We start from the raw sequence: 25,578 nt of genomic DNA on the forward strand, positions 1-25,578 counted from the left end.
TAATTTATTTAGATAGCGTTCCTCCGGAACGCAAATTTTCTTTATATTATTTATTTCTACACAGATATTGTTCCTACGGAACAAATTTCAAATTTAAAAGTAATCTCATCTCACAAATGATTCCGTAGGAATCATATCTGTGTAGAAAGAATCTGATATCATTTTTCAAAGCGTTCCGTAGGAACGCTATCTTTAAACATTATTATCTTCTTCTAATCGTAAAATTCAAACAAATATTCCTCTTTAAATTCAATTTCAAATTTATTCAATACATCTAAATACTCCTCTCTGAAACTCCTTTTCTTATGATGTTCTTCTTGATTAAGAATATATTTTGTTACGACATCCTTTTGGCTTTTCGCATACGAAAATGCTCCGTAACCTTCTTGCCAAAAAAATTTTCCTTGAACCATTTTCTTTTCATTAATGAAATTTGTCGATTCCGTTTTCACCACTTTTACTAAATCCGGAATAGCAATTTTCAAATTTTTGTAACTAAAAAAAATATGAATATGATCTGGATTCAAATATATTGCAATTATCTTTTGACCCTTGTTCGTAAATATTCCCGTAATATACTTTTCAATTTCATCTCTGACTTCAGAACGTATTTAATTCTCTCGCCCTTTAGTAGCAAAAACTAATTGAATATAAATTTGAGAATTAGTATTAGGCATTTTTATGATTTTCAAATAAAATTAATTATCACCTTCAGTACATCAATTGCTTCTTTTCCTTCTTCTTCCAACCGGCTTGACTCCGATATTTCACAAAGAAAATTTTTAAATCTGCTTGGCTTTCGTAATCGACGAAATAAATCTTTTTATCTGCCTGACTAGAATATTTCACAAAGAACCACTTCCCTTCGTTTCCTTCGGCTTGGCTTTGGTAATCGACTTTATGAACTTTTAAATCTGCCTGACTTTCATATTTCACTACAAAAACTTTCACATCTGCTTGACTTTGATAATCAACGGAGAAAACTTTCTGTGCTGAAAACTGCAAAGTAAAAAATAGTCCAAAAATGAAGGCTAGATATTTTTTCATTTCAATTAACTGGTAAAAAGTCCAAATTGTTCAAAATGATGCGTAACATGTTTTTGGTGAAATAACTCCATCATTTCTTTATTTAATTTTCCGAAGACGAAATGCAAATGTTCTGCGTCTGGGTTTTCACGATAATAAATCTGATAGTTTTTTACCGATTCAATGAAGTGAGTTTTGGCTTCATCCAAATTTTTATATTTCAACGCGGGTAGTTTTCCATCTTCTAAGAAAGGTGCAGGAAAATCTTTAGGCATTTTATAGAAATTATAAAGTGAATCCTGATATTTCTCTAAATGTTCTTCCGGAGTTTTACATTCAGAAGTTTCTAATTCTCCGGTGCTGTATTTCATGGTGGTTTCTAAATGTTCCAACATTTGTTGAGCATTCATTTTTCCCCACTGCGGTACCGATTTCTCCGTTAAATTATTTAAACGTTTTGCAAAATCTTTATAATCGATCTTTATAAAAGGTGATTTTTTAGCAACCAAAGTTAAGATTGTTGCAATACAAACTACTTCTTCACGCTGATTAACAACTTCTACCAACCATTTTACTACTCCACTAGGAACGTTTCTTCCTTTGACGCCTTTGTTGATTCTTTCTTTCGCTGTTAAATAAACTGTAATTGTATCTCCGGCATATACTGGCTTGAAGAAACTGGCATTTTCTAAACCATAGTTCGCAATAACAGGTCCTTTTTTACCCGAAACAAATAGTCCTGCCGCTGCAGAAAGAATGAAATATCCGTGCGCAACAGTTTGATCGAAAATAGTTCCGTTTAAAGAAGTGGAATCGGTATGTGCGTAGAAATGATCCCAAGAAACATTTCCGAAGTTGACAATGTCTGCTTCTGTCACGGTTCTTCCGGCAGTTTCTAAAGAATCACCAATTTCTATTTCTTCAAAATATTTTCTAAATGGATGTTTATCTGAATAGGTCGGAATTGCTCCTTGCTGGTAAATTTTGGTAATCGCAGTCAGAATATCTGGTGAACCTTGGATCGCTGTTTTTTGTAAAAAGAAATGAAGTCCATTTAATCCGCCCATTTCTTCGCCACCGCCGGCTCTTCCGGGACCGCCGTGCATTAACGTTGGCAAAGGTGAACCATGACCCGTGGATTCTTTCGCGTTGTCTCGATTTAAAACAAAAATTCTTCCGTGACTTGAAGCCATTTTCCAGGAGGTTTCGGCCACGAATTTCTCATCACGAGAAATAATGGAACCAACTAAACTTCCTTTTCCGCGTTTTGCTAAAGCGGCTGCTTCGTCTGCATCTTTGTAAGGCATCAAGGTTGAAACTGGTCCGAAAGCTTCTACTTCGTGGGAACTATTTTTCTCAAACGGTTTGTCGTTATAAAAAACTTTTGGGGTCATAAAGGCACCGCTCTCGTAATGAGCATCTACGAGTTCATGCTTTCCGTCATAAATCAATTCGGTTTCGGCTTTTAACAATTCTATTTTTTCTTCTAAAACTGCCATTTCCTTTTTACCAACGATGGAACCCATTCTGGTTTCTCGGCTTAATGGATTTCCAATTTTGGTTTGATCTAAGGCTTTACTCAAAGCGTTTTGAACATCACCAACTAAATTTTCGGGAACGATAATTCTTCGGATTGCCGTACATTTCTGTCCGGCTTTTGTCGTCATTTCTGTTCTGACTTCTTTGATGAATAAATCAAATTCTGGTGTTCCAGGTTTTGCATCCAATCCAAGAATGGAACAGTTTAAAGAATCGGCTTCCATATTGAAACGGACGGCATTTTTAGAAACTGAAGGTAAAGATTTTAATTTTTTACCGGTCGACGCGGAACCAGTGAAAAGGACAGAATCGCCATCCTGAACGTAATCTAAAATATTTCCCGGTTCTCCACAAACCAATTGGATTGCACCTTCCGGAAGAATTCCACTTTCTATCATGTCCTGGAAAACGGCGTTGGTCAGGTAAGATCCAGGAGTTGCTGGTTTTACAATGCTCGGAACGCCCGCTAAAAGTGAAGTTGATAATTTTTCTAACATTCCCCAAACTGGGAAATTGTACGCATTAATTTGAACTGAAACTCCTTCGCTTGGTGTTAAAATATGAGTTCCTAGAAATGTTCCGTTAGCAGAAAGTTTCTGCGTATCGCCATCAACCCAAAATGGGGTGTTGGGCAACATTCTTTTTGCCAAACCTGAATAGGTGAAGAATGTTCCGAAACCTCCTTCGATATCTACCCAGGAATCTGCGTGAGTTGCGCCCGTTTTATAAGATAAATCGTAATAATTTTTCTTTCTTTCTAATAAATACAATGCTACTTTTTTCAACATTTCACCACGATCGTAAAAAGTCATGGAGGAAAGATTTTTGTAGCCAACGGTTCTTCCATAATCTAAGGCTTCTTCGAAATTGATTCCGCCTGTATCGGAAATAGCAACTAATTCACCATTAACTGCATTATAAAGTGGAACTTCATTTCCTGATCCTTCGATCCATTGTCCGTTGATGTAATTTTTTAATTTCATGGTTTTTGTGGTAAGGAATTATTTAGAGTTTTAGCAACGAATTTATACAACAGATAAAGAAGATACATGATAAAGAATATATCTAACGTAATTACTACTGCTGCGAAAATCATCCCGAAAAATCCGTTTTGCTGAGCCTTTAATTCAAGAGCAGGATCTTTACCTGCAGCCAAGGTATTATCGATGTTAACGTTGATAATATAAAGAGAAATTGCATTGAGGATAATTAGTAATATTGTACCAACGATGATCCATTTTTTATTAAATTTTTTTTTCATTATTGATCTTCATGCTTCGAGTTTAATGAAAATATGACCACTAAGAATTGAATATTTAGTTTCAAATTTTACTTTTTTAAAGATTGATTTTTCTGAGTGTTAAGATACTGAAATTTTCAATTTTGCTAAAATTTTCTTTTACGATCCAACTTGCGCCCCGGATGGAACGGTCTGTTTGAGCTCTTTTTCTTAGCTGAGGGAAGAGCAATGGCAAGAAAAAAGCGAGTAGTGACAGCCGGAAAAGGCGCCCAAATAAAAATAATAAAAAGGCCTTTCGACGTAGTCAAATGTGCGCCAAAAAAAAATCCCTCTCAAATTAAATTGAAAGGGAAATTAAAAGTATCAGTTAAGATTATCTTGCGCTCATGTCAACGTAATCACGTTTTGTGGAACCTTGATAAACTTGTCTTGGTCGACCGATTGGATCGTTGTGCAAACGCATTTCTTTCCACTGGGAAATCCAGCCAGGTAAACGTCCTAAAGCAAACATTACGGTAAACATTTCAGTTGGAATTCCTAAAGCTCTGTAAATAATTCCTGAATAGAAATCTACGTTTGGATAGAGTTTTCTTTCGATGAAATACTCATCTTCTAATGCTACTTTTTCTAATTGCAATGCGATGTCTAAAGCTTTATCTTCAATTCCTAATGCTGCAAATATATCATCTGCGGCTTTTTTGATGATGCGTGCTCTTGGATCAAAGTTTTTGTAAACGCGGTGTCCGAAGCCCATCAAACGGAAATTATCTTCTTTATTTTTCGCTTTTTCAACATATTTTGCAACGTCGCCACCATCTTTTTCGATCATTTCTAACATTTCGATTACTGCTTGATTTGCGCCACCGTGAAGTGGTCCCCAAAGCGCAGAAATACCTGCTGAAACTGAAGCGAATAAACCGGTATGTGCTGAACCAACCATTCTAACAGTAGATGTTGAACAGTTTTGTTCGTGATCTGCATGCAGAATTAACAGTTTTTCTAAAGCGTTTACCACCGTTGCATCTAAATGGAATTCCTGATTTGGACGACGGAAACACATTTTATAGAAGTTCTCTACATAGTTCAAACTATCGTCACCATGATTGATAGGTAGACCCATCTTTTTACGATAAGTCCACGCACAAAGGTGAGAGAATTTGGCGATCAACATTTCCGCTGCATGATCCATATCTTCTTTCGAAGTTACGTCAACTGCTTTTGGATTAAACGCCGTAAGTGCCGAGGTTAATGAAGATAAAACTCCCATTGGGTGGGCTGAACGAGGGAAAACATCGATCAATCTTTTCATCTCATCTGCTACGAAATTGTATTTTTTAATTCCTCTTTCAAAGCCTGAAAACTGGTCAGCCGTAGGTAAATTACCATTTAACAAAAGATACATTACTTCAGTAAAATTAGACTTTTCAGCAATCTGATCGATCGGGTATCCGCGGTAATACAATTCACCATTATCACCATCTAGGTAGGTAATGTCGCTTAAAGTTGCGCCTGTGTTTTTATATCCTAAATCTAAAGTAATCAAACCTGTTTGGTCTCTTAGTTTAGAAATATCGATTCCTCTGTCACCAATCGTGCTTTCTATGATAGGATACTCAAAGGCTTTACCATCATAGTTTAATATAACTTTGTTATCTGACATTATAATTTAATTTTTTACTAATTTATGAATATTGAGAGAAAACTGCAAATGATTTTCGGCGTTCTCAATGAATTTTATCTATTATCGTTTTATTTTGAAAGCAGACATACCTGGGAAGATTGCGGTGTCTCCTAAAGCTTCTTCAATACGAAGCAATTGGTTGTATTTTGCCATTCGGTCTGAACGGGAAGCTGAGCCCGTTTTAATTTGTCCGCAATTCATAGCAACTGCTAAATCTGCAATAGTAGCATCTTCGGTTTCTCCCGATCTGTGAGACATTACCGTTGTATATTTATTATTTTGCGCCATTTGAACCGCAGCCATTGTTTCGGATAAAGTGCCGATTTGGTTGACTTTAATTAAAATAGAATTAGCAATATCTCCATCAATTCCTTTTGCTAAAATCTCCGTATTGGTTACGAATAAATCATCGCCCACGATTTGCACCGTTTTTCCTAATCTTTCTGTGAGTAATTTCCAACCTTCCCAATCATTTTCGTCCATTCCATCTTCAATAGAGATAATTGGATATTTTGAAGCTAATTCTGCTAAGTAATCAACTTGCTCTTCGCGAGTTCTACATGCTCCGTTTTCCCCTTCAAATTTTCTGTAATCGTATTTTCCGTCCACATAAAATTCTGATGCTGCAGAATCTAAAGCAAACATAATATCGTCACCGGCTTTGTATCCAGCGTTTGAGATTGCCTGGGTTAAAGTATCTAAAGCATCTTCAGTTCCATTAAATTTTGGTGCAAAACCACCTTCGTCACCTACGGCTGTTGAAAGATTTCTCTTTTTTAAGATCGCTTTTAACTCATGAAAAATCTCTGTACCTTTTTGTAAAGCATGGGAAAAAGAATCTGCTTTCACGGGCATAATCATGAATTCCTGAAATGCGATCGGCGCGTCGGAATGCGAACCACCATTAATCACATTCATCATGGGAACGGGAAGTGTGTTTGCGTTGACACCACCAATATATTTGTACAAAGGAATCTTTAGATCTAAAGCTGCCGCTTTTGCAACCGCTAAAGAAACTCCCAAAATTGCATTTGCTCCAAGGTTTCCTTTGTTTGGTGTTCCATCTAACTCAATCATTAATTGATCGATGAAATTTTGTTCAAAAACAGAAGTCCCTATTAATTCTGGCGCAATAACTTCTCTTACATTTTCAACTGCTTTCAAAACTCCTTTTCCACCATATTCTTTTGCTCCATCGCGTAATTCTACCGCTTCGTGTTCACCAGTAGAAGCTCCAGATGGAACTGCAGCACGACCCATAGAACCTGCTTCCGTGAAGACATCAACTTCAATAGTTGGGTTTCCGCGAGAATCTAAAATCTGTCTTGCTTCAATGTAAGAAATGTAACTCATCTTAATTTTTTTAGTATTATTTATGTTCTACAAATTTAGTTAAAATTGAGTGATTTTGTGGGCTATGAAAGCTGATTTTGGTAAGCTTTCCGTTAAAATTTAGTTAATTCTATCACTTTATATCAAATTAAAAAAGGAATCTTTAAATTTGAGTTATCACAATTATAAACACTATGAAAAAATTACTTTTAACCGCTACGAGTTGCGCACTTTTAGTGGTCGCCAGCTGCACAAAAAATACGGAAGGAAATACGAACATCGTTAAAAATGAAGATGGTTCTGATATACAACTCCCCATTGACAGCAGCGCTAGAGAAAAAATAATGTCGAACGACAGCACGAACGCAAAAGAATATACGGACCGATATGTTGCGGAAGATGGAACTTCAGCATTGGTTACTTTTAAAAATGGGGATGCTGATAAAACCATAAGCATCCGAAGTAATAATAAAACGATTACGGCGCCGCAAAAAGAAGCTTGGGCAAAAGGCGGTGTTTACGGTAATTTCGATATTGAAATCGTAGCAAAAAATGACAGCGTAACGATTACGCAAGGGAATAATGTCATTCGACTTAAGAAAGCAAAGGGCGAATAATTACAGAAGAATTGAGAATTAATGAATAATTATAAATCAGGTTAGTCATTAAAGTTTGTAATTATTTAAATTCAGTAGAAAAAAAATCCGTCTTGTAATGAAACAAGACGGATTTTACTTTATAAAGCTTAGGGAATTTATTCGCCTGCTTTTTCTTCTGTAGAATCAGCAGCTTCTGCTTTTGGTTCTTCAGTTTTTGTTTCTTCTTTTGCAGGAGTTTCTTTAACTTCAGCTACAGTTTCTGCTACTTTTGGAGTTGCTCTTCTGCTTCTTCTTGTTACTTTTTTCTCTTCTGCATTCGGGTTGTAAAGATCATTGAAATCTACAAGCTCGATCATTGCCATATCAGCAGCATCACCTTGTCTGAAACCAGTTTTGATGATTCTGGTGTAACCACCATTTCTTTCTGCAATTTTAGGAGCAACTGTTCTGAATAATTCAGTAACTGCTTCTTTGCTTTGCAGGTAAGCGAAAACTGTTCTTCTGTTATGTGTTGTATCTTCTTTAGCTTTAGTTAAAATAGGTTCAACATACACTCGTAAAGCTTTTGCTTTAGCTACCGTGGTGTTGATTCTTTTATGCTCAATAAGAGAACAAGCCATATTAGAAAGCAAAGCACTTCTGTGCGAAGCTGTTCTAGATAAGTGATTGAATTTTTTACCGTGTCTCATTGTTTGTTATTTATCAGCGTCTAATTTATATTTCGCAACGTCGAAACCGAAGTTAAGACCTTTTGCATGCACTAATTCTTCTAATTCTGTTAAGGATTTTTTACCGAAATTTCTAAATTTCATCAAATCAGACTTCGTATAAGAAACCAGTTCTCCTAAAGTTTCTACTTCAGCAGCTTTCAAGCAGTTTAGTGCTCTTACAGACAGATCCATATCTACCAATTTAGATTTTAGAAGTTGTCTTGTATGTAAAGTTTCTTCATCATACTGGATTGATGCTTTTACTGCTTCAGTTTCTAAAGTAATTCTCTCATCGGAGAACAACATGAAGTGATAAATTAATATCTTAGAAGCTTCTGTTAATGCATTTTGAGGACTGATAGAACCATCAGTTTCAATATCCAATACTAGTTTTTCGTAGTCTGTTTTTTGCTCGACACGATAGTTCTCAACACTGTACTGTACTTTTTTGATCGGTGTAAAGATTGAATCAATAGCAATTGTTCCGATAGGAGCATTTGCTGATTTATTCTGATCAGAAGGAACATATCCTCTGCCTTTTTCAATATTGAACGTGATTTCAAATTTCACGTCTTTATTAGCAGAACAGATAACCAACTCAGGATTCAAAACTTCGAATTCCTGCATTGTTTTTCCTAAATCACCAGCTGTAATCGTATTTTGACCAGATACTTTGGCAGTTACCACTTCTGCAGTTGCAGTTTCGGTTTTTGCTCTAAGTCTTAATTGTTTAAGGTTCAGAATTAATTCTGTAACGTCTTCAATTACACCTGGAATTGTTGAAAATTCGTGCTCTACGCCTTCTATTTTGATAGATGTAATAGCATATCCTTCTAAAGAAGAAAGTAAAACTCTCCTCAAAGCATTACCGATCGTAAGTCCAAATCCTGACTCTAATGGTCTAAATTCAAATTGCCCTTTGAATTCATCAGAGTTAAGGAGGATTACTTTATCGGGTTTAATAAATGTTAAAATTGCCATATAATTTGGGTTGAGCAAAAATTTGAAAAAATTATTATTTAGAGTAAAGTTCGACGATCAATTGTTCTTTCAGATCTTCCGGAATTTGAATTCTCTCCGGAGCGGAAATAAAAGTACCTGCTTTTGTTTCGTCGTTAAATTGTAACCACTCATAAGTAGATCTGTAAGCCAATGAATCAGCAATTACTTCAAGAGATTTTGATTTCTCTCTTACTGCAACTACATCACCTGCTTTCATAGAATATGATGGAATGTTTACCAATTCTCCGTTTACGGTAATGTGTCTGTGAGATACCAATTGTCTTGCACCTGCTCTAGTTTTAGAAAAACCTAATCTGTACACTACATTGTCTAATCTAGATTCACACAATTGTAAAAGAACTTCACCTGTAACGCCTTTTGCTCGGTTGGCTTTTTCATAAAGGTTTGCAAATTGTCTTTCCAAAATACCATAAGTATATTTTGCTTTCTGCTTTTCCATTAACTGAACAGCATACTCAGATTTCTTTGATCCTCTTCTTTTGTTAACACCGTGTTGTCCCGGTGGTTGGTTTTTTCTTTTCTCGAAGCTTTTATCATCTCCGTAGATTGCAGCCCCAAACTTTCTTGCAATCTTTGTTTTTGGTCCTATATATCTTGCCATATTTTTTAAGATTTTAGATTAAAAATTTTAGATTTTAAATTAAAAATGGTTCACATCTAAAATTTATAATCTATCATTTAAAATTCTCAGATTATACTCTTCTTCTTTTTGGTGGTCTACATCCGTTGTGTGGCATTGGAGTCACATCAACGATTTCACTAACTTCAATTCCTGAATTGTGAATTGTTCTGATTGCAGATTCTCTACCTGCGCCAGGACCTTTCACGTAAACCTTTACTCTACGTAATCCAGCATCGTGTGCTACGGTTGAGCAATTTTCTGCAGCCATTTGCGCTGCAAAAGGAGTATTCTTCTTAGAACCTCTGAAACCCATCTTTCCGGCAGATGCCCAAGAGATGACCTCTCCACTTTTATTTGTCAAAGAAATGATGATATTGTTGAATGTAGCTTGGATATGCGCCTCGCCGATTGCTTCAACTTTTACTTTTCTTTTCTTAACTGCTTTTGTCTGTTTTGCCATAATTCTTACCGATTATTTACTTGCTTTTTTCTTGTTAGCAACAGTTTTTCTCTTTCCTTTTCGGGTTCTAGAATTATTCTTAGTTCTTTGTCCTCTTAAAGGTAATCCCAGTCTGTGACGTATTCCTCGTTGGCAACCAATATCCATCAATCGCTTGATGTTTATTTGTGTTTCAGAACGCAATTCACCTTCTACTTTTACGTTTTCAGTGATGTAGTTTCTGATCAATGCCAATTCATCGTCATTCCATTCGTTGACTTTCTTGTCTTCGCTAATACCGGCTGCTTTCAAGATCTCAGAAGAAGTACTTCTTCCAACACCATAGATATAAGTTAAACCGATAACGCCTCTTTTGTTTTTTGGTAAATCAATACCGGAAATTCTCGCCATAATTTAATTTTAGCCTTGTCTTTGTTTAAATTTTGGGTTTTTCTTGTTAATCACAAAAAGAACGCCTTTTCTGCGAACGATTTTGCAATCAGCACTTCTTTTTTTGATAGATGCTCTAACTTTCATTTCTAAGTTTTCTATTTTAATTTTACAACGGTTAAATGAGATCTTACGGAATCATTCCCATTTTGTTTAAATTTAGAACTCCATAATTTTCGTAATTACAGATGTCCTCTTTTATAATAAAGTTCAGTAGATACTGAAATTAATATCTGAATGTAATCCTACCTTTTGATAAATCGTAAGGGGAAAGTTCTAACTTCACCTTGTCTCCAGGTAAAAGTTTGATGTAATGCATTCGCATTTTACCAGAAATATGAGCGATAAGGATATGCCCATTTTCTAGTTCAACACGGAACTGCGCGTTCGAAAGTGCTTCCGTAATCACGCCGTCTTGCTCAATATGTTTCTGTTTAGCCATTAATTATTTTACTGGTTGTTTGTTGTTCTTGATAATTTAGACTGCATTAAGCCATCATAATGATGATTCAACAAATACGTATTGATCTGTTGTATAGTATCTAAGATTACTCCGACCATAATTAAAAGCGACGTACCTCCGAAAAATAAGGCAAACCGATCGGTCTGAACAAACGCTCCATACACAAGTGCTGGAAGGATTGCAAAGATAGCTAAAAACAGCGAACCTGGCAAAGTTATTTTTGACAAAATATCATCCAGATAATCAGACGTTTCCTTGCCCGGTCTTACCTTCGGAATCAGCCCACCATTTCTCTTTAAATCATCTGCCATTTGATTCACAGGAATCGTAATTGCAGTATAGAAAAAGGAGAAAATAATGATCAAAATCGCAAACAAAACATTGTATTGCCAACTGAAGACATTTTTAAATCCGGCTAAGAAAGTATTTGATTCGTCCACTTTGGTTAATAATCCTGGTACAAACATCAACGCTTGCGCGAAGATAATTGGCATTACTCCAGAAGCATTAACTTTAAGAGGAATCCACTGACGTGCTCCCTGCATTAAGTTTCTGTTAACTCCACCTCTTGCTTGTGCTCTACTTACGTATTGAATAGGAATCTTCCGCACGGCGACCGAAAGTACGATTGCCAAAAGAACAACTACCATCCAAAATAGCACCTCAATCAGAATCATTATGGTTCCAAAACCACCTTTACCTGTTTGCGTTGCAACCTCTTGAATGAAAGCACCAGGGAAATCTGCAAGAATACCAACCATAATTAAGATTGATATACCGTTTCCGATCCCTTTATCAGTGATTTTTTCACCTAACCACATTGCGAATACTGAACCAGCAACTAATATTACAATACTTGGCAACCAGAACATAACGGACTGCGGATTGATGTAGTACGCTGAAGCAAACTGCGCATGTGGCAAGAACATTTGGGTGATTGAAGTAAGGTAAGAAGGCGCTTGTACCAAACAAACTGCAATGGTCAACCATCTTGTAATTTGGTTCAGGGTATTTCTACCACTTTCACCATCTTTTTGCAATTTCTGAAGATACGGGATTGCCATACCCATCAATTGCACGATAATAGAAGCGGAGATGTAAGGCATAATTCCGAGTGCCATGATTGACGCTCGGGAGAAAGCCCCTCCTGTAAAAGAAGAAAGCAACCCAAGAAGTCCTGCTCCTTGCTTGTTGCCTCCCTGATCTTTATAAATATCCAAAAGATTCCCTACCTCTGCCATGTTAATAGCTGGTAAGGAAATATAAGATGCGAATCTATACACGAGGACGATACCGAGAGTAAAAAGTATTTTATCTCTCAATTCCTTAAGACTCCAAATGTTTTTCAGTGTTTGTATAAATTCTTTCATTGTAAATATTAAAGAGTAATTGCTTTACCTCCTGCTTTAGAAATTGCTTCTTCAGCAGATTTAGTGAATTTGTGTGCAGAAATTGAAACTCCTGATTTCAATTCACCTCTACCCATAATCTTTACGATTTCGTTTTTCTTCGCTAATCCGTTTTCTACCAATACATCTTGTGTAATTTCAGTGATATTTTTCGTATCAGCTAACATTTGTAGGGTGTCGATATTAATTCCTCTGTACTCTTTTCTATTGATGTTGTTGAAACCGAATTTCGGTAATCTTCTTTGCAAAGGCATCTGTCCACCTTCGAAACCAATTTTCTGAGAATAACCAGCTCTAGCTTGCTGGCCATTGTGACCTTTCCCGGCTGTTCCCCCTTTACCACTACCTTGTCCTCTACCGATTCTTTTAGTACTGTGAGTAGAACCTTTTGCAGGTCTAATATTATTTAAATTCATTATTTTTAGATTTGAGATTTTAAGATAAGAGATAAGAGACTGAATAAAGTCTCTTTTCTCTTGACTTGATTTCTATTTTACAACTACTACAAGGTGACTGATCGCAGATACCATTCCTAAGATAGAAGGAGTATCGTCATGTTCAACCACTTGGTGAAGTTTTTTTAATCCTAATGCTTCTAGCGTTCTCTTTTGAGTTTTGGTTCTACCAATAGCGCTTTTTACTTGTTTTACTTGAATTTTTGCCATTGTTTTAAATTAACCGTTAAACACTTTATCTAATGAAATACCTCTTGCTTTAGCAATTTCTTCAGGTCTTCTGATATCCAACAATGCTTTGAAAGTAGCTTTCACAACGTTATGTGGGTTAGATGAACCTTTAGATTTTGAAAGAATATCTTTAATTCCAGCAGCTTCAATTACCATACGAACTGTACCACCAGCGATTACACCGGTACCGTGAGTTGCAGGTCTCAAGAAGATATCTGCACCACCGTATCTTGCGGATGTTTGGTGAGGAATTGTATGATTAACTACAGGAACTTTTACCAAATTTTTCTTTGCATCTTCTACTGCTTTTGCAATAGCTGAAGCAACTTCTTTAGATTTTCCTAAACCGAAACCTACCGTTCCAGCTTCATCTCCTACAACCACGATTGCAGAAAAACCGAAAGCTCTACCTCCTTTTGTTACTTTCGTAACTCTGTTTACTGAAACGAGACGATCTTTAAGTTCTAATCCTCCCGGTTTTACTTTTTCTATATTATCTAGTCCTAACATATTTCCGAAATTTATTGATTAGAATTTTAGTCCGCCTTCTCTCGCGCCGTCAGCTAGAGCTTTCACTCTACCGTGGTATACGAATCCGTTTCTGTCGAACACTATATTTTCAATTCCTGCAGCTTTGGCTTTTTCAGCGATTGCTTTACCAACTTCTGCGGAGATTTCTGTTTTGTTACCTTTAGCAGACAACGCTCTTGACGAAGCTGATGCTAAGGTTTTACCGTCTTTATCATCGATCAATTGCGCATAAATTTCTTTATTGCTTTTGTAAACAGATAATCTTGGTAATTCAGCAGAGCCAGAGATTTTTCCTCTTACTCTTCTTTTAATTCTATTTCTTTTTTCTACTTTGCTTAGTGCCATGTTCTTAAGTTTTAAAATTAAGCAGATTTACCAGCTTTACGTCTTACAATTTCTCCAACGAATCTAACACCCTTTCCTTTATATGGTTCTGGTTTTCTGAAAGATCTGATCTTTGCAGCTACCATTCCTAATAATTGTTTATCGAAAGATGTTAAAGTAATCACAGGGTTTTTACCTTTTTCAGATAATGTTTCTACCACAATTTCTTTAGGAAGATCCATTACAATTCCGTGTGAGAATCCTAAAGCTAAATCTAATCTGTTTCCTTGATTAGATGCTCTATATCCTACTCCTACTAATTCAAGTTTTTTAGTCCACCCTTCGGCAGTTCCCTGAACCATATTATTGATTAACGCTCTGTAAAGACCGTGTAATGCTTTGTGCGATTTTGATTCCGACGGACGATCTAGGGTTAGAATCCCGTCTTCTTGTTTTAAAGTAATTCCTTCTTCTAACTGTTGTGTAAGTTCTCCTTTCGGTCCTTTCACAGTTACCAAACCGTCTTTCTCGGTTACCGTAACATTAGCGGGAATTTCTATAATTGATTTACCAATTCTTGACATTTTCCTTTGATTATTAATTAATAAACATAGCAGATTACTTCTCCACCAACTTTTTCTTGTCTGGCTTTTTTATCAGTCATAACTCCTCTTGAAGTTGAGATAATAGCCACGCCCAAACCGTTTAATACTCTTGGCAGCTCACCTGTTCCTTTGTATTGTCTTAGACCTGGTCTTGAAGCTCTTTGGATGCTTTTGATTACAGGTTTGTTGGTTAGTTTGTCGTACTTTAAAGCGATTTTGATATTTCCCTGAACAGCGTTATCCTCGAACTTGTAGTTCAAGATAAAACCCTGGTCAAACAAAATTTTTGTAATCTCCTTTTTAATTTTCGATGCAGGAATATCCACCACTTTGTGGCCTGCGCTTTGTGCGTTCCTTACTCTGGTTAGGAAATCTGAAATTGGATCTGTTACCATTTTTCTATTTTAATTATTGGTTTGTGATAGTTAGTTTTAAAAGGTGGTAGGCTTTAGGTTACAGTTAAAAACTATGTACTATAACCTACGACCTAATAACTTTACTATCTCGATTGTTCTAAATTTGTTACCAACTTGCTTTTTTCACTCCCGGGATCAGACCTTTGTTGGCCATTTCTCTGAAAGTTACTCTAGAAAGACCGAATGTTCTCATGTAACCTCTTGGTCTTCCTGTTAATTTACATCTGTTGTGTAGTCTTACTGGCGAAGCATCTTTCGGCAATAATTGCAAACCTGCATAGTCGTTAGCTTCTTTCAAAGCTTTTCTTTTTTCTGCATATTTTGCTACCGTAGCTTCTCTTTTGCGCTCACGCGCTTTCATTGATTCTTTAGCCATCTTTTAGTTCTTTTTGAAAGGCATACCGAAATGCGTTAATAATGATTTAGCTTCTTTGTCAGTTTTCGCAGAAGTAACGAAAGTAATGTCCATCCCTTGGATTTTTTTTACTTTGTCGATTGCGATTTCCGGGAAGATAATTTGCTCAGTAATACCCAAGTTATAATTTCCTCTTCCGTCGAAACCATCAGCTTTAATACCATTAAAATCACGGATTCGTGGGAGAGCTGAAGAGCTTAATCGGTCTAAGAACTCATACATTTGATTTGCTCTTAAAGTTACTCTAGCTCCTACTGGCATTCCTTTTCTTAATTTGAAAGCTGCTTCATCTTTCTTAGAAAGAGTTCCTACCGCTTTTTGTCCGGTGATTGCTGTAAGTTCTTCGATTGCATAGTCAACAATTTTCTTGTCGGCAGTTGCAGCTCCTAAACCTTGTGAAACAACGATCTTAAGTAATTTAGGGACCTGCATTACAGATTTGTACCCAAATTCTTCCATCATTGCAGGAACAATTTTCTCTTTATATTGTTGTTTTGGTCTTGCTATATATTCCATCGTCGTTTAATTATAAAGTTTCACCGGTTGATTTAGCAACTCTTACTTTTTTATCACCATCCACTTTAGATCCTGTTTTAGTTGCTTTACCGTTTTTGTCGATAAGCATAACATTGGAAATATGGATCGATGCTTCTTTCTCTACAATTCCGCCTTGTGGGTTTCCTGCTGAGGGTTTAGTATGTTTTTTAACGATATTTAAACCTGCAATAATAACTCTAGCGTCTTTGCCTTCTTTTCTGATCACTTCAATAACTTCACCTGTTTTACCTTTAATTTCTTTCTTTCCGGTAGTGATGATTACGTTATCTCCTTTTTTGATTTTTAACTTTGTCATTTTTGTAAATTTTAAAATTAAAGTACTTCAGGAGCTAATGAAATGACTTTCATATATTCTTTATCTCTTAGTTCACGCGCAACCGGTCCGAAAACACGGGTTCCTCTCATTTCACCTGCAGCATTTAAAAGAACACAAGCGTTGTCATCGAATTTGATGTATGAACCATCTTTTCTACGAACTGCTTTTTTTGTTCTTACTACTACTGCTTTAGAAACAGTTCCTTTTTTCGCCTGTCCTTGTGGTGTAGAATCTTTGATAGTAACTACAATCTTATCACCAACTGAAGCATATCTTCTTCTGGTTCCTCCCAGAACTCTGATTACAAGTACTTCTTTGGCACCTGTGTTATCAGCAACTTTTAATCTTGATTCGGTTTGTAACATTACTTAGCTTTTTCAATGATTCGTACTAATCTCCATCTCTTACTTTTACTTAAAGGTCTTGTTTCAGTAATTAATACTGTATCGCCTTCAGTACACTCGTTGTTCTCATCATGAGCGGTATATTTTTTCGTTTTTAGAACGAATTTACCATACATTGGGTGTTTTACTCTCGTCGTTTCACTTACAACAATGGTCTTTTCCATTTTATTGCTAGAAACGATTCCGATTCTTTCTTTTCTTAAATTTCTATCCATGATAAAAGGAAAATTATGATTGTTGTTTTAGTGTTAATTCAGTTTCCAGACGAGCAATCATTCTTCTCATATCTTTGATCTGAATCGGATTTTCAATAGGGCTTACGCTGTGCGATAATTTCATTTTATTGAAATCTGCTTTTGCTTCAGCCAATTTATTTTGAATATCTCCTGCGCTTAGATTTTTGATGTCAGCTTTTTTCATTTCTTAAAGATTATTGAGGTTGAACAAAATCGTTAGCAACTACAAATTTTGTAGTAACAGGAAGTTTTTGAGCGGCTAAACGTAATGCTTCTTTGGCAATATCGTAAGAAACTCCACCTACTTCAAACATAATTTTACCAGGTTTCACTACAGATACCCAATATTCCACAGCACCTTTACCTTTTCCCATCCTTACTTCGGCTGGTTTTTTAGTAATCGGCTTGTCTGGAAATATTTTGATCCATAACTGACCTTCTCTTTTCATATATCTTGTTGCAGCAATACGCGCTGCTTCAATTTGTCTTGCAGTAATCCAAGCACCTTCATTGGCTTTGATCCCGAAAGTTCCGTATGCAAGTTGACTACCTCTTTGGGCAATCCCCTTCATTTTCATCTTGTGAACTTTACGGAATTTGGTTCTTTTTGGTTGTAACATAATTTCTTAAATTTTAGATTTTAGATTTTAGATTTTAAAAAAGTAACGGTCATTTAAAACTGTCCTCTAAAATTTTGTAATTATTTTCTATCTCTTGGTCTACGGTCGTCTCTGTCTCTTCTGTCATTACGATCATTACGATCTCCTCTTCCTGCAGGTCCTTTTTTCTGTTGTCCTACTAGTGGCGTAAGGTCTCTTTTTCCGTAAACTTCGCCTTTCATAATCCAAACTTTAACCCCTAATTTACCGTACTGAGTTAGTGCCTCACCGATATGGTAATCGATATCTGCTCTAAAAGTTGACAATGGGATTCTTCCGTCTTTGAAAGATTCGCTTCTTGCCATCTCAGCTCCGTTTAAACGACCAGAGATTTGAACCTTGATTCCTTCAGCTCCCATTCTCATGGTACTTTGAATTGCCATTTTCACGGCTCTTCTATAAGAAATTCTATTTTCAATTTGTTTTGCAATACTGTCTGCAACTAAAACTGCGTCAAGTTCAGGTCTTTTGATTTCGAAGATATTGATCTGGATATCTTTATCCGTCAATTTTTTTAATTCTTCTTTTAATTTATCAACTTCCTGACCTCCTTTACCGATGATTAATCCCGGTCTAGCAGTAGTAATTGTGATGGTTACCAATTTCAATGTTCTCTCGATGTAGATTCTTGAAATTCCACCTTTAGATAATCTAGCTTCAAGGTATCTTCTGATCTTGTAGTCTTCTGCGATTCTGTCTCCATAATCTTTACCACCATACCAGTTCGAATCCCATCCTCTGATGATACCTAATCTGTTACCAATTGGATTTGTCTTCTGTCCCATACCTTGATTATTTAGTTTCTTTATTACCTAAGATTAATGTAATGTGGTTAGATCTTTTTCTGATTCTGTGACCTCTACCTTGTGGTGCTGGTCGCAGTCTCTTCAACTGTCTTGCACTGTCTACAAAAATTTCTTTTACAACTAAGTTTGCTTCTTCGATGTCTGCACCCTCATTCTTTAACTGCCAGTTGGCCATTGCAGAAAGAAGTACTTTTTCTAATTTATTTGAAGCATCCTTTTTTGAATATTTAAGGATATATAAAGCCTTATCTACCTCTACACCTCTAATGATATCAGCAACTAATCTCATTTTTCTTGGCGAAGAAGGGCAATCGTTATGTAACGCTTTTGCTACATCTTGGTTTGCTATTTTACGTGCTAATGCACTTTCTCTTTTTCTTGATCCCATGGTTATCTACCTCCTTTATTTTTGTTACCGCCGTGACCTCTAAAAGATCTTGTCGGAGAAAATTCGCCTAACTTATGACCTACCATATTCTCAGTTACATAAACCGGGATAAAAGATTTCCCGTTGTGTACTGCGATGGTTTGTCCAACGAAGTCTGGAGAGATCATTGATGCTCTAGACCAAGTTTTGATTACTGTTTTCTTACCAGACTCTATATTTGTCTGAACCTTCTTATCTAATGTGTGAGCAATGAAAGGTCCTTTTTTAAGTGATCTTGACATAATTATTTTCGTTTAGATATGATATGACGGTTAGACGCTTTATTTTTCTTTCTGGTTTTGTAACCTTTAGCAGGCATACCATTTCTAGATCTTGGGTGACCTCCAGAAGATTTACCTTCACCACCTCCCATTGGGTGATCTACAGGGTTCATTACAACTGGTCTTGTTCTAGGTCTTCTTCCCAACCATCTGCTTCTACCTGCTTTACCAGAAACGGTAAGCTGGTGATCAGAGTTGGAAACTGATCCAATCATTGCCATACATTCGCCAAGAACCATTCTAGATTCTCCTGAAGGTAATTTAATGATTACATATTTCTTATCTCTTGAAGTTAACTGTGCCGATGATCCTGCACTTCTTGCCATAATTGCTCCCTGACCAGGTTTCAATTCGATACAAGAAATTACAGTTCCCAAAGGAACATTTTTCAACTTCATAGCATTACCAACATTTGGTTCTGCGGATTCTGAGGCGATTACTTTCATATCTACCTTAATACCGTTTGGAGCGATGATATATCTCTTCTCTCCGTCTGTGTATTCCAATAGTGCGATGAAAGCAGTTCTGTTTGGATCATACTCAACAGTTTTTACCGTAGCTTCAACATCAAACTTGTTTCTTTTGAAGTCGATAATTCTGTATTTTTGTTTGTGTCCACCTCCGGTGTAACGCATGGTCATTTTACCAGTATTGTTACGACCACCTGACTTACTAATACCAACGGTTAGAGATTTCTCTGGTTTGTTGGTAGTAATTTCCTCAAAGTTATTTACAACTCTGAATCTCTGTCCCGGGGTGATAGGTTTTAATTTTCTAACAGACATTACTATTATTTATATTAATTAATTTGCAAAAATATCAATCACTTCACCTTCTGCAAGGGAAACGATTGCTTTTTTCAATTTGTTGGTTTTCCCAACCTGTAGTCCTTTTTTGGTGTGCTTTGAGGAAACTTTAGGCGCATAAATCATGGTTCTAACGTCTGCTACTTTAACACCGTAAAGCTCTTCTACTGCCTTTTTAACCTGGATTTTATTCGCTTTAGTATTCACTAAAAAAGAATAAGCACCACGCAAATCGGTAAGATAGTTTGCTTTTTCTGAGATAATTGGTTTAATAATAACTGACATGATTTATTTTCTTAAATTTTCCTGAAATTTTTCTAATGCACCTTCTAAGAATACAATTTCTCCAGCATGTACCAAATCATAAGAACTGATTTCGTTGTATGTCAAAACTTTCGTTTTAGGTAAGTTTCTTGAAGACAAATACACGTTTTTGTTCGCTTCTGGTAAAATATAAAGAGATTTTTTTCCTTCAAATCCTAACGCATTGTTCAAAGTGATAAATTCTTTAGTTTTAGGAGCATCAAAATTGAAAGCTTCTAATACTTTAATTGAATTATCTCTCATTTTTTGTGAAAGAACTGATTTCTTAGCTAATCTTTTCAAAGATTTGTTCAATTTGAATCTGTAATCTCTTGGTTTCGGACCGAATACACGACCACCACCTTTGAATAATGGATTCTTAATATCACCATATCTGGCAGATCCTGACCCTTTTTGTTTCTTAAGTTTCTTGGTAGATCCTGTAATTTCGCTTCTTTCTTTAGACTTGTGAGTCCCTTGTCTCTGTGCAGCAAGATATTGCTTCACTTCTAAGTAAACCGAGTGCTGATTTGGCTCAATACCGAAGATTGCTTCGTCTAGAGTTACTTTTCTTCCGGTTTCTTTTCCTGATGTATTAAATACTACTAGTTCCATTTTCTGATAATTACATAAGAATTTTTTGCTCCCGGAACAGCTCCTTTTACTACTAAAAGGTTTTGCTCTTCATCTACTTTTAACACTTGTAAGTTTGATACGGTAACTTGCTTACCACCCATTCTTCCCGCCATACGCATTCCTTTGAATACTCTGGATGGATCGGAACCCGCACCAATAGAACCTGGGGCTCTTAATCGATTATGCTGTCCGTGAGTTGCTTGCATTACCCCCGCAAAGTTGTGTCTTTTCACAACCCCTTGGAAACCCTTACCTTTTGAAGTTCCAGTTACATCAACAAATTCGCCTTCAGCAAATAAGTTCACTTTCACTTCATCTCCTACGCTTAACTTTTCTACGAAAGCATGATAGAATTCTACCAATTTAGCTTTAGGAGTTGAACCTGCCTTTTTAAAGTGGCCGGCTAACGCTTTACCAACGTTCTTTTCACTCTTGTCATCGAAACCTAGCTGAGCAGCTTTGTACCCATCCTTTTCAACGGTTCTGACCTGTAAAACCGAGCATGGACCTGCTTGAATAACGGTGCACGGCATGTTCTTGCCGTTTTCGTCAAACAAAGAAGTCATCCCGATCTTTTTACCAATAATACCTGACATTGTTTATATATATCTAATTAAGTTCTGGTTTGTCAATCAAGGGGTCGGTAACTTCTACGTTTGAAGTAGGCGCACTTCTTCCTTAAATTGAGTGTGCAAATGTATGAAGAAAATTTGAATTGACAAATAGAGATTAAAAAATATTTTCAAGTTTTTCGCTTGACCCCAAGTGACTTAAAAGAAAAATAGACCCTCCGCAAAGGGAGAATCTATTTTATATTTAAAAATTCCAAAATTTTATTTTATTGGGTAATGTACCGCTTTATCCAATTCGATGGGATTATAATCCTGTCGCAGTTTATCCTGTAATTTTACTGTTAACTCTTTGAACTGGTCAAGGCTTTTAATCTTCACTCCCATTACAGAGAAATTCGTAGAACCATCGTCATTCTTGAATTTTTCTTTAAATTCATATAATGGATCATTAAACAATTCCAGGCGTTTTTTATTTAAAGTTTTCTCATCTACCATGATCGGTTTTTTTCCCGCGAACGATTCCATAAAACCGGAAGTATCGTAAGTATCTTTTAATTGATAAGATTTTAGAAGGCTAAATTTGAAGTTGTTTTTATCATCAGCAACCTCAAAGATTAAACCGGGTAGACCACGGAATTTGTAGGGACCTTCATTACTATTCACTTCGGTATTAAACCAAGCCGTCCACTTTCTACCGCCAAATTTAGTTGTTGCTTTTTGAAGATTGTAGCTTCCCACTTTTTTGGTATCAGGCGTGAGAATCCAGACCATCTCATCACTTGTCTTAACTGCAAAAAAATCATTGAACAAAACGTAATTTATGTTTCGGTTGGTATTCCGCTCTCTCTTCAAAGTCGGAACTTCATCATCCCAACTTGAATTGGAATAATTTCGAATTTTATTGATGGAATCATTTTCTGCCTGAAAATAAGGATAAAATTTCACTTCTGTAGGATTGATGTCGAGCACCATATTCTCTTTCCGGAACTCTTTCGCTAAAGAATCACTTTTGAATTGATATTCATAGATGAATCGATGGGTTTGGGCATTCGCAGCGATGCTTAATAACAGTAGAAGGAAGAAACACTTTTTCATAAATAGTACCTTATAAATTAAATGCCGATTACTTTACAGGATAATCGATAATCTTGTCGAGCTCAACGGGATTATTAAATCTTCTCATTTTGATTTGTTGCGCTTTACGCACTTCGCGAACGTTATCTGCTTTTACTAAAGTGTTATCTTTCAAAAAAATACCCTCAGAATTTTCAAAATTAACATTTGTTGTATTTATAAACCCCAATGGATCTTCATATAAGCTAAGCATCTTTTTCTTATACTGTGAGTAATTCACCGCAACAACTTGTGGAAAATCATCGAGTGTTTGAATCTTTTTTGTTTCAGGATAATTTTCAGATTTTATCAACTGATACTGAAAATTATTGCGGTCATCTTTTAGTTCAACAATTAATCCAGGAAGGCCATAAAATTTATATGGTCCAGAATTGAAAGGAATCAATTTTGCAAACCAGGCCGTCCATTTTCTTCCACCCCAATTGGTTTCTGCTTTTTGCAAAGTCATCTTTTGAAAAATTTTGGTTTCATTTTTTAAATTCCATTTTTGTTGCGCTTCACTACTAATGTCGAACACTTCATATTCCATTAATTCCAATTCGCGGAATTGATTGGTTTTTAGATCATGCTTTACCACATTTGACATTTTTGGCTGGCCGCCAAATGTTGCGAATGAAATTTCACCACCTGAAGCTAGAAGAGAATCAAGGATAAAATAATCGCGGTGGTAAAATGAGGATTTTCCTTCGGCGATGTCTAAATGATAATAATCTTTGGTGATGGTGTTTTCTGTAGAATCTCTTTTGTAATTCACTTCATAAATGAAACGGTGGGTTTGGGCTGACAATAAAAATGGAAAGAGCAGGAATATTAAATATTTCATTGATGATAATTATAAATCAAATATAAAATTAAAATTTGAATGAGTATGATCACGCATATTTTGAGAATAAAACTCTTCTTTTCTGTTTTATGATGAAAGATGAGCATTCCCAAAACTGAACCGATTGTGCCACCGAAAAAGGTCATGATTAACAATGATTTTTCTGAAATGCGGTGTTTGTTTTTTTGAGCTTTTCTCTTGTCGAGACCGAAGTAGAAAAAACTGCCAATATTTATGGTCATTAGAAATGCGATAAAAAATTCGTTCATTTCGTGAAAGTAAGGAATTTACAATAATTTCTATGTGGGTTAGGGATTTGATTAACCTTGTCAAGGTTTGGAACCCTGACAAGGTTGTGCGAGAGAATCAATAAGAACTTTATTTGGTAAGCCTTTTCAGCCTTTGGAAGCCTTAAAGTTTCGGGGATGATTCTGAACTTAATTAAGAAGAAAAATGGCGCTTGTTTTCGGAAGAAGAACTGCTATAACTTCTAGCCCCGATTGCAGCGGCATCCTTTTGCAGAACGTAGTGGCGCAAAAGATATAGTGGAAAGCGGGACTGGTTTTGAACACCTAAAATAATCTCATTGCTCACAGATTTCACAGGTCTGCACAGATTGCGACTCGCAAGTCAATTCAAATTAATAGTCAAGAAAAAATCCCTGATCTTTCGAAAAGGGATTTATATAAGGACGATAATTAAATTATCACACTTTAATTTCTACGTCAACTCCTGAAGGTAACTCTAATTTCATTAGGGCATCTACAGTTTTAGAAGAAGAAGAATAGATGTCCATCAATCGCTTGTGTGCAGATAGTTGGAACTGTTCTCTTGCTTTTTTGTTTACGTGAGGAGATCTCAACACAGTGAAGATTCTCTTATTCGTTGGTAAAGGAATCGGACCGTTTACAACAGCACCGGTAGCTTTTACCGTTTTTACGATTTTCTCAGCAGATTTGTCTACTAAATTGTAATCGTAAGATTTTAATTTAATTCTAAAGGATTGCTATTTGCCTTTTTACATCTATCTGTGTTTTCCTTTTGCCTTACAGGATTTTCGACCTTTCTAATTCCTGATGGACGACCAACATAAGGATTTGAAATAAAATCATTTTTTGCCTTCATAAAAATATTTCTGTCTGTAACATTCTTAAACTTTTCTCTAATTGTAATGGGAGTGTGATCTATTTTTTCAATCTTTACCATGCTAAAAACGTAATCTTCTTGCTCATCATAAACTTTCAAAACTAAACCTGGCAAGTTGGTGAATTTATAAGGACCAATGGTCAAAGAAATATCGTTATCATAAAGTGCTATCCACTTTCTTCCCAGGTATTCCGAGGTTGCAACATGGCAATTAAACTTCTCATATTTTACTACTTGCTTCTTCAAAATCCATTTCGGTTTTTCTACGATTGAATAGCCAAGCGTAGTTAACCCTAGCGTTTCAATATGGGTATCCACTCCCTTAATACTATATATAAGATACTCGTTTCTAGGTTTAGGAAAATTCTCCATTGCAAAACCGCCAAATAAGTTATTGTTCTTTGCAAATGCGTTTAACAACGAATCCTTTTTCATTTTTTTTTCAGCCACAAACCTTGAATCCGTTCCCGTAATATAAAGATAGAATAGATCCTCATTATATATATTGAGTTTAGTTGAGTCGGGTTTGTATTTTAATAGATACGTAATTCGATAAGAATCGTTGTCGAGCTTATTCGGTGCAGTATGGAAATTAATTATAAACAAAAAAAGAGATAGCCAAATTATTTTTTTCATATAAATTAATAATATAGGGTGCCTAAACAAATACGCACCCTAATTTTAAACAATGTTAATTGCCACCACATTCTAAGTAATCATCAAACATAATAAATGCCAAAATAATTTCCATCGAAATCCCAGAATCAACACAATAATTCTCTGTTGTTCCACAGGAATAAGTTACCGGGAAACAATTTTCCACTACAACTGCTGACTTGGTACCATTCGTATCTTTTTTAACTTCCCAATTGATAATACTGCTTTCTGCAACAGCATTACTAGCACTCATCATTCCCGCAACTCCAAAAGCTGCCAATAATGACATTTTTTTCATAATACA

At 35.9% G+C, this 25,578-nt stretch carries 40 protein-coding genes and 1 pseudogene; 1 reads left to right on the plus strand and 40 read right to left on the minus strand.

Features of this window, described 5'->3' with window-relative positions:
* Nucleotides 1-212 precede the first annotated feature (212 nt).
* From tnpA to eno, 6 genes and pseudogenes are all read right to left on the minus strand, one after another.
* Nucleotides 213-677 (minus strand): annotated as a pseudogene (gene tnpA, locus LC814_RS06815) (IS200/IS605 family transposase).
* Nucleotides 678-711: 34 nt separating this feature from the next.
* Nucleotides 712-1,047, minus strand: a complete 336-nt coding sequence (locus LC814_RS06820) for a 7(1) septoil knot domain-containing protein (RefSeq protein ID WP_226063200.1) — start codon at nt 1,045-1,047, stop codon at nt 712-714.
* 5 nt (nt 1,048-1,052) lie between these two features.
* A complete protein-coding gene (gene paaZ, locus LC814_RS06825) occupies nt 1,053-3,548 on the minus strand; it encodes a phenylacetic acid degradation bifunctional protein PaaZ (RefSeq protein WP_226063201.1) in 2,496 nt (831 codons plus the stop codon).
* A complete protein-coding gene (locus LC814_RS06830) occupies nt 3,545-3,826 on the minus strand; it encodes a hypothetical protein (RefSeq protein ID WP_226063202.1) in 282 nt (93 codons plus the stop codon). Before LC814_RS06830 ends, paaZ begins: the two co-directional genes overlap by 4 nt.
* Before the next feature lie 352 nt (nt 3,827-4,178).
* On the minus strand, nt 4,179-5,465 hold the full coding sequence (locus LC814_RS06835; protein ID WP_226063203.1) for a citrate synthase: 1,287 nt from the start codon (nt 5,463-5,465) through the stop codon (nt 4,179-4,181).
* Between the two features lie 81 nt (nt 5,466-5,546).
* Nucleotides 5,547-6,839: a phosphopyruvate hydratase gene (eno, locus tag LC814_RS06840; protein ID WP_226063204.1), complete on the minus strand. Its 1,293-nt coding sequence runs from the start codon at nt 6,837-6,839 to the stop codon at nt 5,547-5,549.
* Between the two features lie 173 nt (nt 6,840-7,012).
* Between eno and LC814_RS06845 the strand changes: the two genes are divergently transcribed.
* Nucleotides 7,013-7,435: a hypothetical protein gene (locus tag LC814_RS06845; RefSeq protein ID WP_226063205.1), complete on the plus strand. Its 423-nt coding sequence runs from the start codon at nt 7,013-7,015 to the stop codon at nt 7,433-7,435.
* A 137-nt stretch (nt 7,436-7,572) separates the two neighbouring features.
* Here the strand turns inward: LC814_RS06845 and rplQ are convergent, their stop codons facing one another.
* From rplQ to LC814_RS07015, 34 genes are all read right to left on the minus strand, one after another.
* Nucleotides 7,573-8,106, minus strand: coding sequence for a 50S ribosomal protein L17 (rplQ, locus tag LC814_RS06850; protein WP_226063206.1), 534 nt, complete (start codon nt 8,104-8,106; stop codon nt 7,573-7,575).
* A gap of 6 nt (nt 8,107-8,112) precedes the next feature.
* Nucleotides 8,113-9,108 carry a DNA-directed RNA polymerase subunit alpha gene (locus LC814_RS06855; RefSeq protein WP_226063207.1) on the minus strand — a complete coding sequence of 332 codons (996 nt, stop codon included), beginning with the start codon at nt 9,106-9,108 and terminating at the stop codon, nt 8,113-8,115.
* A 34-nt stretch (nt 9,109-9,142) separates the two neighbouring features.
* Nucleotides 9,143-9,751, minus strand: coding sequence for a 30S ribosomal protein S4 (rpsD, locus tag LC814_RS06860; protein WP_226063208.1), 609 nt, complete (start codon nt 9,749-9,751; stop codon nt 9,143-9,145).
* Between the two features lie 91 nt (nt 9,752-9,842).
* Nucleotides 9,843-10,232 carry a 30S ribosomal protein S11 gene (gene rpsK, locus LC814_RS06865; RefSeq protein ID WP_027376638.1) on the minus strand — a complete coding sequence of 130 codons (390 nt, stop codon included), beginning with the start codon at nt 10,230-10,232 and terminating at the stop codon, nt 9,843-9,845.
* 12 nt (nt 10,233-10,244) lie between these two features.
* Nucleotides 10,245-10,622, minus strand: a complete 378-nt coding sequence (rpsM, locus tag LC814_RS06870; RefSeq protein ID WP_226063209.1) for a 30S ribosomal protein S13 — start codon at nt 10,620-10,622, stop codon at nt 10,245-10,247.
* Nucleotides 10,623-10,631: 9 nt separating this feature from the next.
* Nucleotides 10,632-10,748 (minus strand): 50S ribosomal protein L36, encoded by a 117-nt coding sequence (rpmJ, locus tag LC814_RS06875; RefSeq protein ID WP_007839480.1) that lies wholly within the window; start codon nt 10,746-10,748, stop codon nt 10,632-10,634.
* A gap of 139 nt (nt 10,749-10,887) precedes the next feature.
* On the minus strand, nt 10,888-11,103 hold the full coding sequence (gene infA / locus LC814_RS06880) for a translation initiation factor IF-1 (protein WP_015806726.1): 216 nt from the start codon (nt 11,101-11,103) through the stop codon (nt 10,888-10,890).
* 8 nt (nt 11,104-11,111) lie between these two features.
* Nucleotides 11,112-12,494 (minus strand): preprotein translocase subunit SecY, encoded by a 1,383-nt coding sequence (secY, locus tag LC814_RS06885; RefSeq protein ID WP_226063210.1) that lies wholly within the window; start codon nt 12,492-12,494, stop codon nt 11,112-11,114.
* Nucleotides 12,495-12,502: 8 nt separating this feature from the next.
* Nucleotides 12,503-12,949, minus strand: coding sequence for a 50S ribosomal protein L15 (gene rplO / locus LC814_RS06890; protein WP_226063211.1), 447 nt, complete (start codon nt 12,947-12,949; stop codon nt 12,503-12,505).
* A gap of 72 nt (nt 12,950-13,021) precedes the next feature.
* On the minus strand, nt 13,022-13,198 hold the full coding sequence (gene rpmD / locus LC814_RS06895) for a 50S ribosomal protein L30 (protein ID WP_226063212.1): 177 nt from the start codon (nt 13,196-13,198) through the stop codon (nt 13,022-13,024).
* Nucleotides 13,199-13,207: 9 nt separating this feature from the next.
* Nucleotides 13,208-13,729 carry a 30S ribosomal protein S5 gene (rpsE, locus tag LC814_RS06900; protein ID WP_226063213.1) on the minus strand — a complete coding sequence of 174 codons (522 nt, stop codon included), beginning with the start codon at nt 13,727-13,729 and terminating at the stop codon, nt 13,208-13,210.
* An 18-nt stretch (nt 13,730-13,747) separates the two neighbouring features.
* Nucleotides 13,748-14,095, minus strand: a complete 348-nt coding sequence (gene rplR, locus LC814_RS06905; RefSeq protein ID WP_226063214.1) for a 50S ribosomal protein L18 — start codon at nt 14,093-14,095, stop codon at nt 13,748-13,750.
* Between the two features lie 17 nt (nt 14,096-14,112).
* A complete protein-coding gene (gene rplF / locus LC814_RS06910) occupies nt 14,113-14,658 on the minus strand; it encodes a 50S ribosomal protein L6 (protein ID WP_226063215.1) in 546 nt (181 codons plus the stop codon).
* A 17-nt stretch (nt 14,659-14,675) separates the two neighbouring features.
* On the minus strand, nt 14,676-15,074 hold the full coding sequence (gene rpsH / locus LC814_RS06915) for a 30S ribosomal protein S8 (protein WP_226063216.1): 399 nt from the start codon (nt 15,072-15,074) through the stop codon (nt 14,676-14,678).
* Nucleotides 15,075-15,201: 127 nt separating this feature from the next.
* Nucleotides 15,202-15,471 carry a 30S ribosomal protein S14 gene (rpsN, locus tag LC814_RS06920; RefSeq protein ID WP_034718706.1) on the minus strand — a complete coding sequence of 90 codons (270 nt, stop codon included), beginning with the start codon at nt 15,469-15,471 and terminating at the stop codon, nt 15,202-15,204.
* Between the two features lie 3 nt (nt 15,472-15,474).
* A complete protein-coding gene (gene rplE, locus LC814_RS06925; RefSeq protein ID WP_226063217.1) occupies nt 15,475-16,026 on the minus strand; it encodes a 50S ribosomal protein L5 in 552 nt (183 codons plus the stop codon).
* A 10-nt stretch (nt 16,027-16,036) separates the two neighbouring features.
* The gene (gene rplX, locus LC814_RS06930) at nt 16,037-16,363 is read right to left on the minus strand and encodes a 50S ribosomal protein L24 (RefSeq protein ID WP_226063218.1); all 327 of its coding nucleotides are present in this window, start codon (nt 16,361-16,363) and stop codon (nt 16,037-16,039) included.
* Between the two features lie 17 nt (nt 16,364-16,380).
* The gene (gene rplN, locus LC814_RS06935) at nt 16,381-16,749 is read right to left on the minus strand and encodes a 50S ribosomal protein L14 (RefSeq protein WP_039341546.1); all 369 of its coding nucleotides are present in this window, start codon (nt 16,747-16,749) and stop codon (nt 16,381-16,383) included.
* A complete protein-coding gene (gene rpsQ / locus LC814_RS06940) occupies nt 16,749-17,006 on the minus strand; it encodes a 30S ribosomal protein S17 (protein WP_088263399.1) in 258 nt (85 codons plus the stop codon). The genes rplN and rpsQ overlap by 1 nt, the downstream gene beginning before the upstream one ends.
* A gap of 10 nt (nt 17,007-17,016) precedes the next feature.
* The gene (gene rpmC, locus LC814_RS06945) at nt 17,017-17,208 is read right to left on the minus strand and encodes a 50S ribosomal protein L29 (RefSeq protein WP_226063219.1); all 192 of its coding nucleotides are present in this window, start codon (nt 17,206-17,208) and stop codon (nt 17,017-17,019) included.
* 10 nt (nt 17,209-17,218) lie between these two features.
* Complete coding sequence (rplP, locus tag LC814_RS06950; RefSeq protein ID WP_226063220.1) at nt 17,219-17,644, minus strand: 50S ribosomal protein L16; 426 nt, start codon at nt 17,642-17,644, stop codon at nt 17,219-17,221.
* 80 nt (nt 17,645-17,724) lie between these two features.
* Entirely contained in the window at nt 17,725-18,468 is a 744-nt protein-coding gene (gene rpsC / locus LC814_RS06955; protein ID WP_226063221.1) for a 30S ribosomal protein S3, read from the minus strand.
* A gap of 7 nt (nt 18,469-18,475) precedes the next feature.
* Nucleotides 18,476-18,877 carry a 50S ribosomal protein L22 gene (rplV, locus tag LC814_RS06960; RefSeq protein WP_039341563.1) on the minus strand — a complete coding sequence of 134 codons (402 nt, stop codon included), beginning with the start codon at nt 18,875-18,877 and terminating at the stop codon, nt 18,476-18,478.
* Between the two features lie 2 nt (nt 18,878-18,879).
* Nucleotides 18,880-19,158: a 30S ribosomal protein S19 gene (gene rpsS, locus LC814_RS06965; RefSeq protein WP_125024496.1), complete on the minus strand. Its 279-nt coding sequence runs from the start codon at nt 19,156-19,158 to the stop codon at nt 18,880-18,882.
* A 2-nt stretch (nt 19,159-19,160) separates the two neighbouring features.
* A complete protein-coding gene (gene rplB, locus LC814_RS06970) occupies nt 19,161-19,982 on the minus strand; it encodes a 50S ribosomal protein L2 (protein ID WP_226063222.1) in 822 nt (273 codons plus the stop codon).
* An 18-nt stretch (nt 19,983-20,000) separates the two neighbouring features.
* The gene (gene rplW / locus LC814_RS06975) at nt 20,001-20,288 is read right to left on the minus strand and encodes a 50S ribosomal protein L23 (protein ID WP_039341572.1); all 288 of its coding nucleotides are present in this window, start codon (nt 20,286-20,288) and stop codon (nt 20,001-20,003) included.
* Between the two features lie 3 nt (nt 20,289-20,291).
* Nucleotides 20,292-20,921, minus strand: a complete 630-nt coding sequence (gene rplD / locus LC814_RS06980) for a 50S ribosomal protein L4 (RefSeq protein WP_226063223.1) — start codon at nt 20,919-20,921, stop codon at nt 20,292-20,294.
* Nucleotides 20,912-21,538: a 50S ribosomal protein L3 gene (gene rplC / locus LC814_RS06985; protein WP_226063224.1), complete on the minus strand. Its 627-nt coding sequence runs from the start codon at nt 21,536-21,538 to the stop codon at nt 20,912-20,914. The genes rplD and rplC overlap by 10 nt, the downstream gene beginning before the upstream one ends.
* Before the next feature lie 237 nt (nt 21,539-21,775).
* Nucleotides 21,776-22,609, minus strand: a complete 834-nt coding sequence (locus LC814_RS06990; protein WP_226063225.1) for a GLPGLI family protein — start codon at nt 22,607-22,609, stop codon at nt 21,776-21,778.
* A 28-nt stretch (nt 22,610-22,637) separates the two neighbouring features.
* Entirely contained in the window at nt 22,638-23,471 is an 834-nt protein-coding gene (locus LC814_RS06995) for a GLPGLI family protein (RefSeq protein WP_226063226.1), read from the minus strand.
* Nucleotides 23,468-23,740 carry a DUF1294 domain-containing protein gene (locus LC814_RS07000; RefSeq protein WP_226063227.1) on the minus strand — a complete coding sequence of 91 codons (273 nt, stop codon included), beginning with the start codon at nt 23,738-23,740 and terminating at the stop codon, nt 23,468-23,470. Before LC814_RS07000 ends, LC814_RS06995 begins: the two co-directional genes overlap by 4 nt.
* A gap of 437 nt (nt 23,741-24,177) precedes the next feature.
* On the minus strand, nt 24,178-24,465 hold the full coding sequence (gene rpsJ, locus LC814_RS07005; protein ID WP_226065780.1) for a 30S ribosomal protein S10: 288 nt from the start codon (nt 24,463-24,465) through the stop codon (nt 24,178-24,180).
* Nucleotides 24,456-25,253 carry a GLPGLI family protein gene (locus LC814_RS07010; RefSeq protein WP_226063228.1) on the minus strand — a complete coding sequence of 266 codons (798 nt, stop codon included), beginning with the start codon at nt 25,251-25,253 and terminating at the stop codon, nt 24,456-24,458. The genes rpsJ and LC814_RS07010 overlap by 10 nt, the downstream gene beginning before the upstream one ends.
* A gap of 55 nt (nt 25,254-25,308) precedes the next feature.
* A complete protein-coding gene (locus tag LC814_RS07015) occupies nt 25,309-25,572 on the minus strand; it encodes a hypothetical protein (RefSeq protein ID WP_226063229.1) in 264 nt (87 codons plus the stop codon).
* Between the last annotated feature and the right edge of the window lie 6 nt (nt 25,573-25,578).

It is taken from the genome of Kaistella polysaccharea (assembly GCF_020410745.1).
Classification (GTDB): Bacteria; Bacteroidota; Bacteroidia; order Flavobacteriales; family Weeksellaceae; genus Kaistella; species Kaistella polysaccharea.

Coding starts and splice junctions, on each gene's coding strand:
- rplV (WP_039341563.1), bottom strand. CDS start 18,877: ATGGGATCAAGAAAAAGAGAAAGTGCATTAGCACGTAAAATAGCAAAC.
- LC814_RS06830 (WP_226063202.1), bottom strand. CDS start 3,826: ATGAAAAAAAAATTTAATAAAAAATGGATCATCGTTGGTACAATATTA.
- rplC (WP_226063224.1), bottom strand. CDS start 21,538: ATGTCAGGTATTATTGGTAAAAAGATCGGGATGACTTCTTTGTTTGAC.
- rplN (WP_039341546.1), bottom strand. CDS start 16,749: ATGTTACAAACCGAATCAAGATTAAAAGTTGCTGATAACACAGGTGCC.
- rplE (WP_226063217.1), bottom strand. CDS start 16,026: ATGGAATATATAGCAAGACCAAAACAACAATATAAAGAGAAAATTGTT.
- LC814_RS06835 (WP_226063203.1), bottom strand. CDS start 5,465: ATGTCAGATAACAAAGTTATATTAAACTATGATGGTAAAGCCTTTGAG.
- rplR (WP_226063214.1), bottom strand. CDS start 14,095: ATGGCACTAAGCAAAGTAGAAAAAAGAAATAGAATTAAAAGAAGAGTA.
- rplB (WP_226063222.1), bottom strand. CDS start 19,982: ATGTCTGTTAGAAAATTAAAACCTATCACCCCGGGACAGAGATTCAGA.
- rpmC (WP_226063219.1), bottom strand. CDS start 17,208: ATGAAAAAAGCTGACATCAAAAATCTAAGCGCAGGAGATATTCAAAAT.
- eno (WP_226063204.1), bottom strand. CDS start 6,839: ATGAGTTACATTTCTTACATTGAAGCAAGACAGATTTTAGATTCTCGC.
- rplO (WP_226063211.1), bottom strand. CDS start 12,949: ATGAATTTAAATAATATTAGACCTGCAAAAGGTTCTACTCACAGTACT.
- infA (WP_015806726.1), bottom strand. CDS start 11,103: ATGGCTAAACAGAAACATATTGAGCAAGACGGCGTGATTACGGAAGCA.
- rpsE (WP_226063213.1), bottom strand. CDS start 13,729: ATGTTAGGACTAGATAATATAGAAAAAGTAAAACCGGGAGGATTAGAA.
- LC814_RS07010 (WP_226063228.1), bottom strand. CDS start 25,253: ATGAAAAAAATAATTTGGCTATCTCTTTTTTTGTTTATAATTAATTTC.
- rplF (WP_226063215.1), bottom strand. CDS start 14,658: ATGTCAAGAATTGGTAAATCAATTATAGAAATTCCCGCTAATGTTACG.
- rpsH (WP_226063216.1), bottom strand. CDS start 15,074: ATGGTAACAGATCCAATTTCAGATTTCCTAACCAGAGTAAGGAACGCA.
- LC814_RS06990 (WP_226063225.1), bottom strand. CDS start 22,609: ATGAAAAAGTGTTTCTTCCTTCTACTGTTATTAAGCATCGCTGCGAAT.
- rpsN (WP_034718706.1), bottom strand. CDS start 15,471: ATGGCTAAAGAATCAATGAAAGCGCGTGAGCGCAAAAGAGAAGCTACG.
- LC814_RS06855 (WP_226063207.1), bottom strand. CDS start 9,108: ATGGCAATTTTAACATTTATTAAACCCGATAAAGTAATCCTCCTTAAC.
- rpsK (WP_027376638.1), bottom strand. CDS start 10,232: ATGGCAAAACAGACAAAAGCAGTTAAGAAAAGAAAAGTAAAAGTTGAA.
- rpsD (WP_226063208.1), bottom strand. CDS start 9,751: ATGGCAAGATATATAGGACCAAAAACAAAGATTGCAAGAAAGTTTGGG.
- rplQ (WP_226063206.1), bottom strand. CDS start 8,106: ATGAGACACGGTAAAAAATTCAATCACTTATCTAGAACAGCTTCGCAC.
- rpsS (WP_125024496.1), bottom strand. CDS start 19,158: ATGTCAAGATCACTTAAAAAAGGACCTTTCATTGCTCACACATTAGAT.
- secY (WP_226063210.1), bottom strand. CDS start 12,494: ATGAAAGAATTTATACAAACACTGAAAAACATTTGGAGTCTTAAGGAA.
- rpmD (WP_226063212.1), bottom strand. CDS start 13,198: ATGGCAAAAATTCAAGTAAAACAAGTAAAAAGCGCTATTGGTAGAACC.
- LC814_RS06845 (WP_226063205.1), top strand. CDS start 7,013: ATGAAAAAATTACTTTTAACCGCTACGAGTTGCGCACTTTTAGTGGTC.
- LC814_RS06995 (WP_226063226.1), bottom strand. CDS start 23,471: ATGAAATATTTAATATTCCTGCTCTTTCCATTTTTATTGTCAGCCCAA.
- rplD (WP_226063223.1), bottom strand. CDS start 20,921: ATGGAACTAGTAGTATTTAATACATCAGGAAAAGAAACCGGAAGAAAA.
- rplP (WP_226063220.1), bottom strand. CDS start 17,644: ATGTTACAACCAAAAAGAACCAAATTCCGTAAAGTTCACAAGATGAAA.
- LC814_RS06820 (WP_226063200.1), bottom strand. CDS start 1,047: ATGAAAAAATATCTAGCCTTCATTTTTGGACTATTTTTTACTTTGCAG.
- rpsC (WP_226063221.1), bottom strand. CDS start 18,468: ATGGGACAGAAGACAAATCCAATTGGTAACAGATTAGGTATCATCAGA.
- paaZ (WP_226063201.1), bottom strand. CDS start 3,548: ATGAAATTAAAAAATTACATCAACGGACAATGGATCGAAGGATCAGGA.
- rpmJ (WP_007839480.1), bottom strand. CDS start 10,748: ATGAAAGTTAGAGCATCTATCAAAAAAAGAAGTGCTGATTGCAAAATC.
- LC814_RS07000 (WP_226063227.1), bottom strand. CDS start 23,740: ATGAACGAATTTTTTATCGCATTTCTAATGACCATAAATATTGGCAGT.
- rplX (WP_226063218.1), bottom strand. CDS start 16,363: ATGACAAAGTTAAAAATCAAAAAAGGAGATAACGTAATCATCACTACC.
- LC814_RS07015 (WP_226063229.1), bottom strand. CDS start 25,572: ATGAAAAAAATGTCATTATTGGCAGCTTTTGGAGTTGCGGGAATGATG.
- rplW (WP_039341572.1), bottom strand. CDS start 20,288: ATGTCAGTTATTATTAAACCAATTATCTCAGAAAAAGCAAACTATCTT.
- rpsM (WP_226063209.1), bottom strand. CDS start 10,622: ATGGCGAGAATTTCCGGTATTGATTTACCAAAAAACAAAAGAGGCGTT.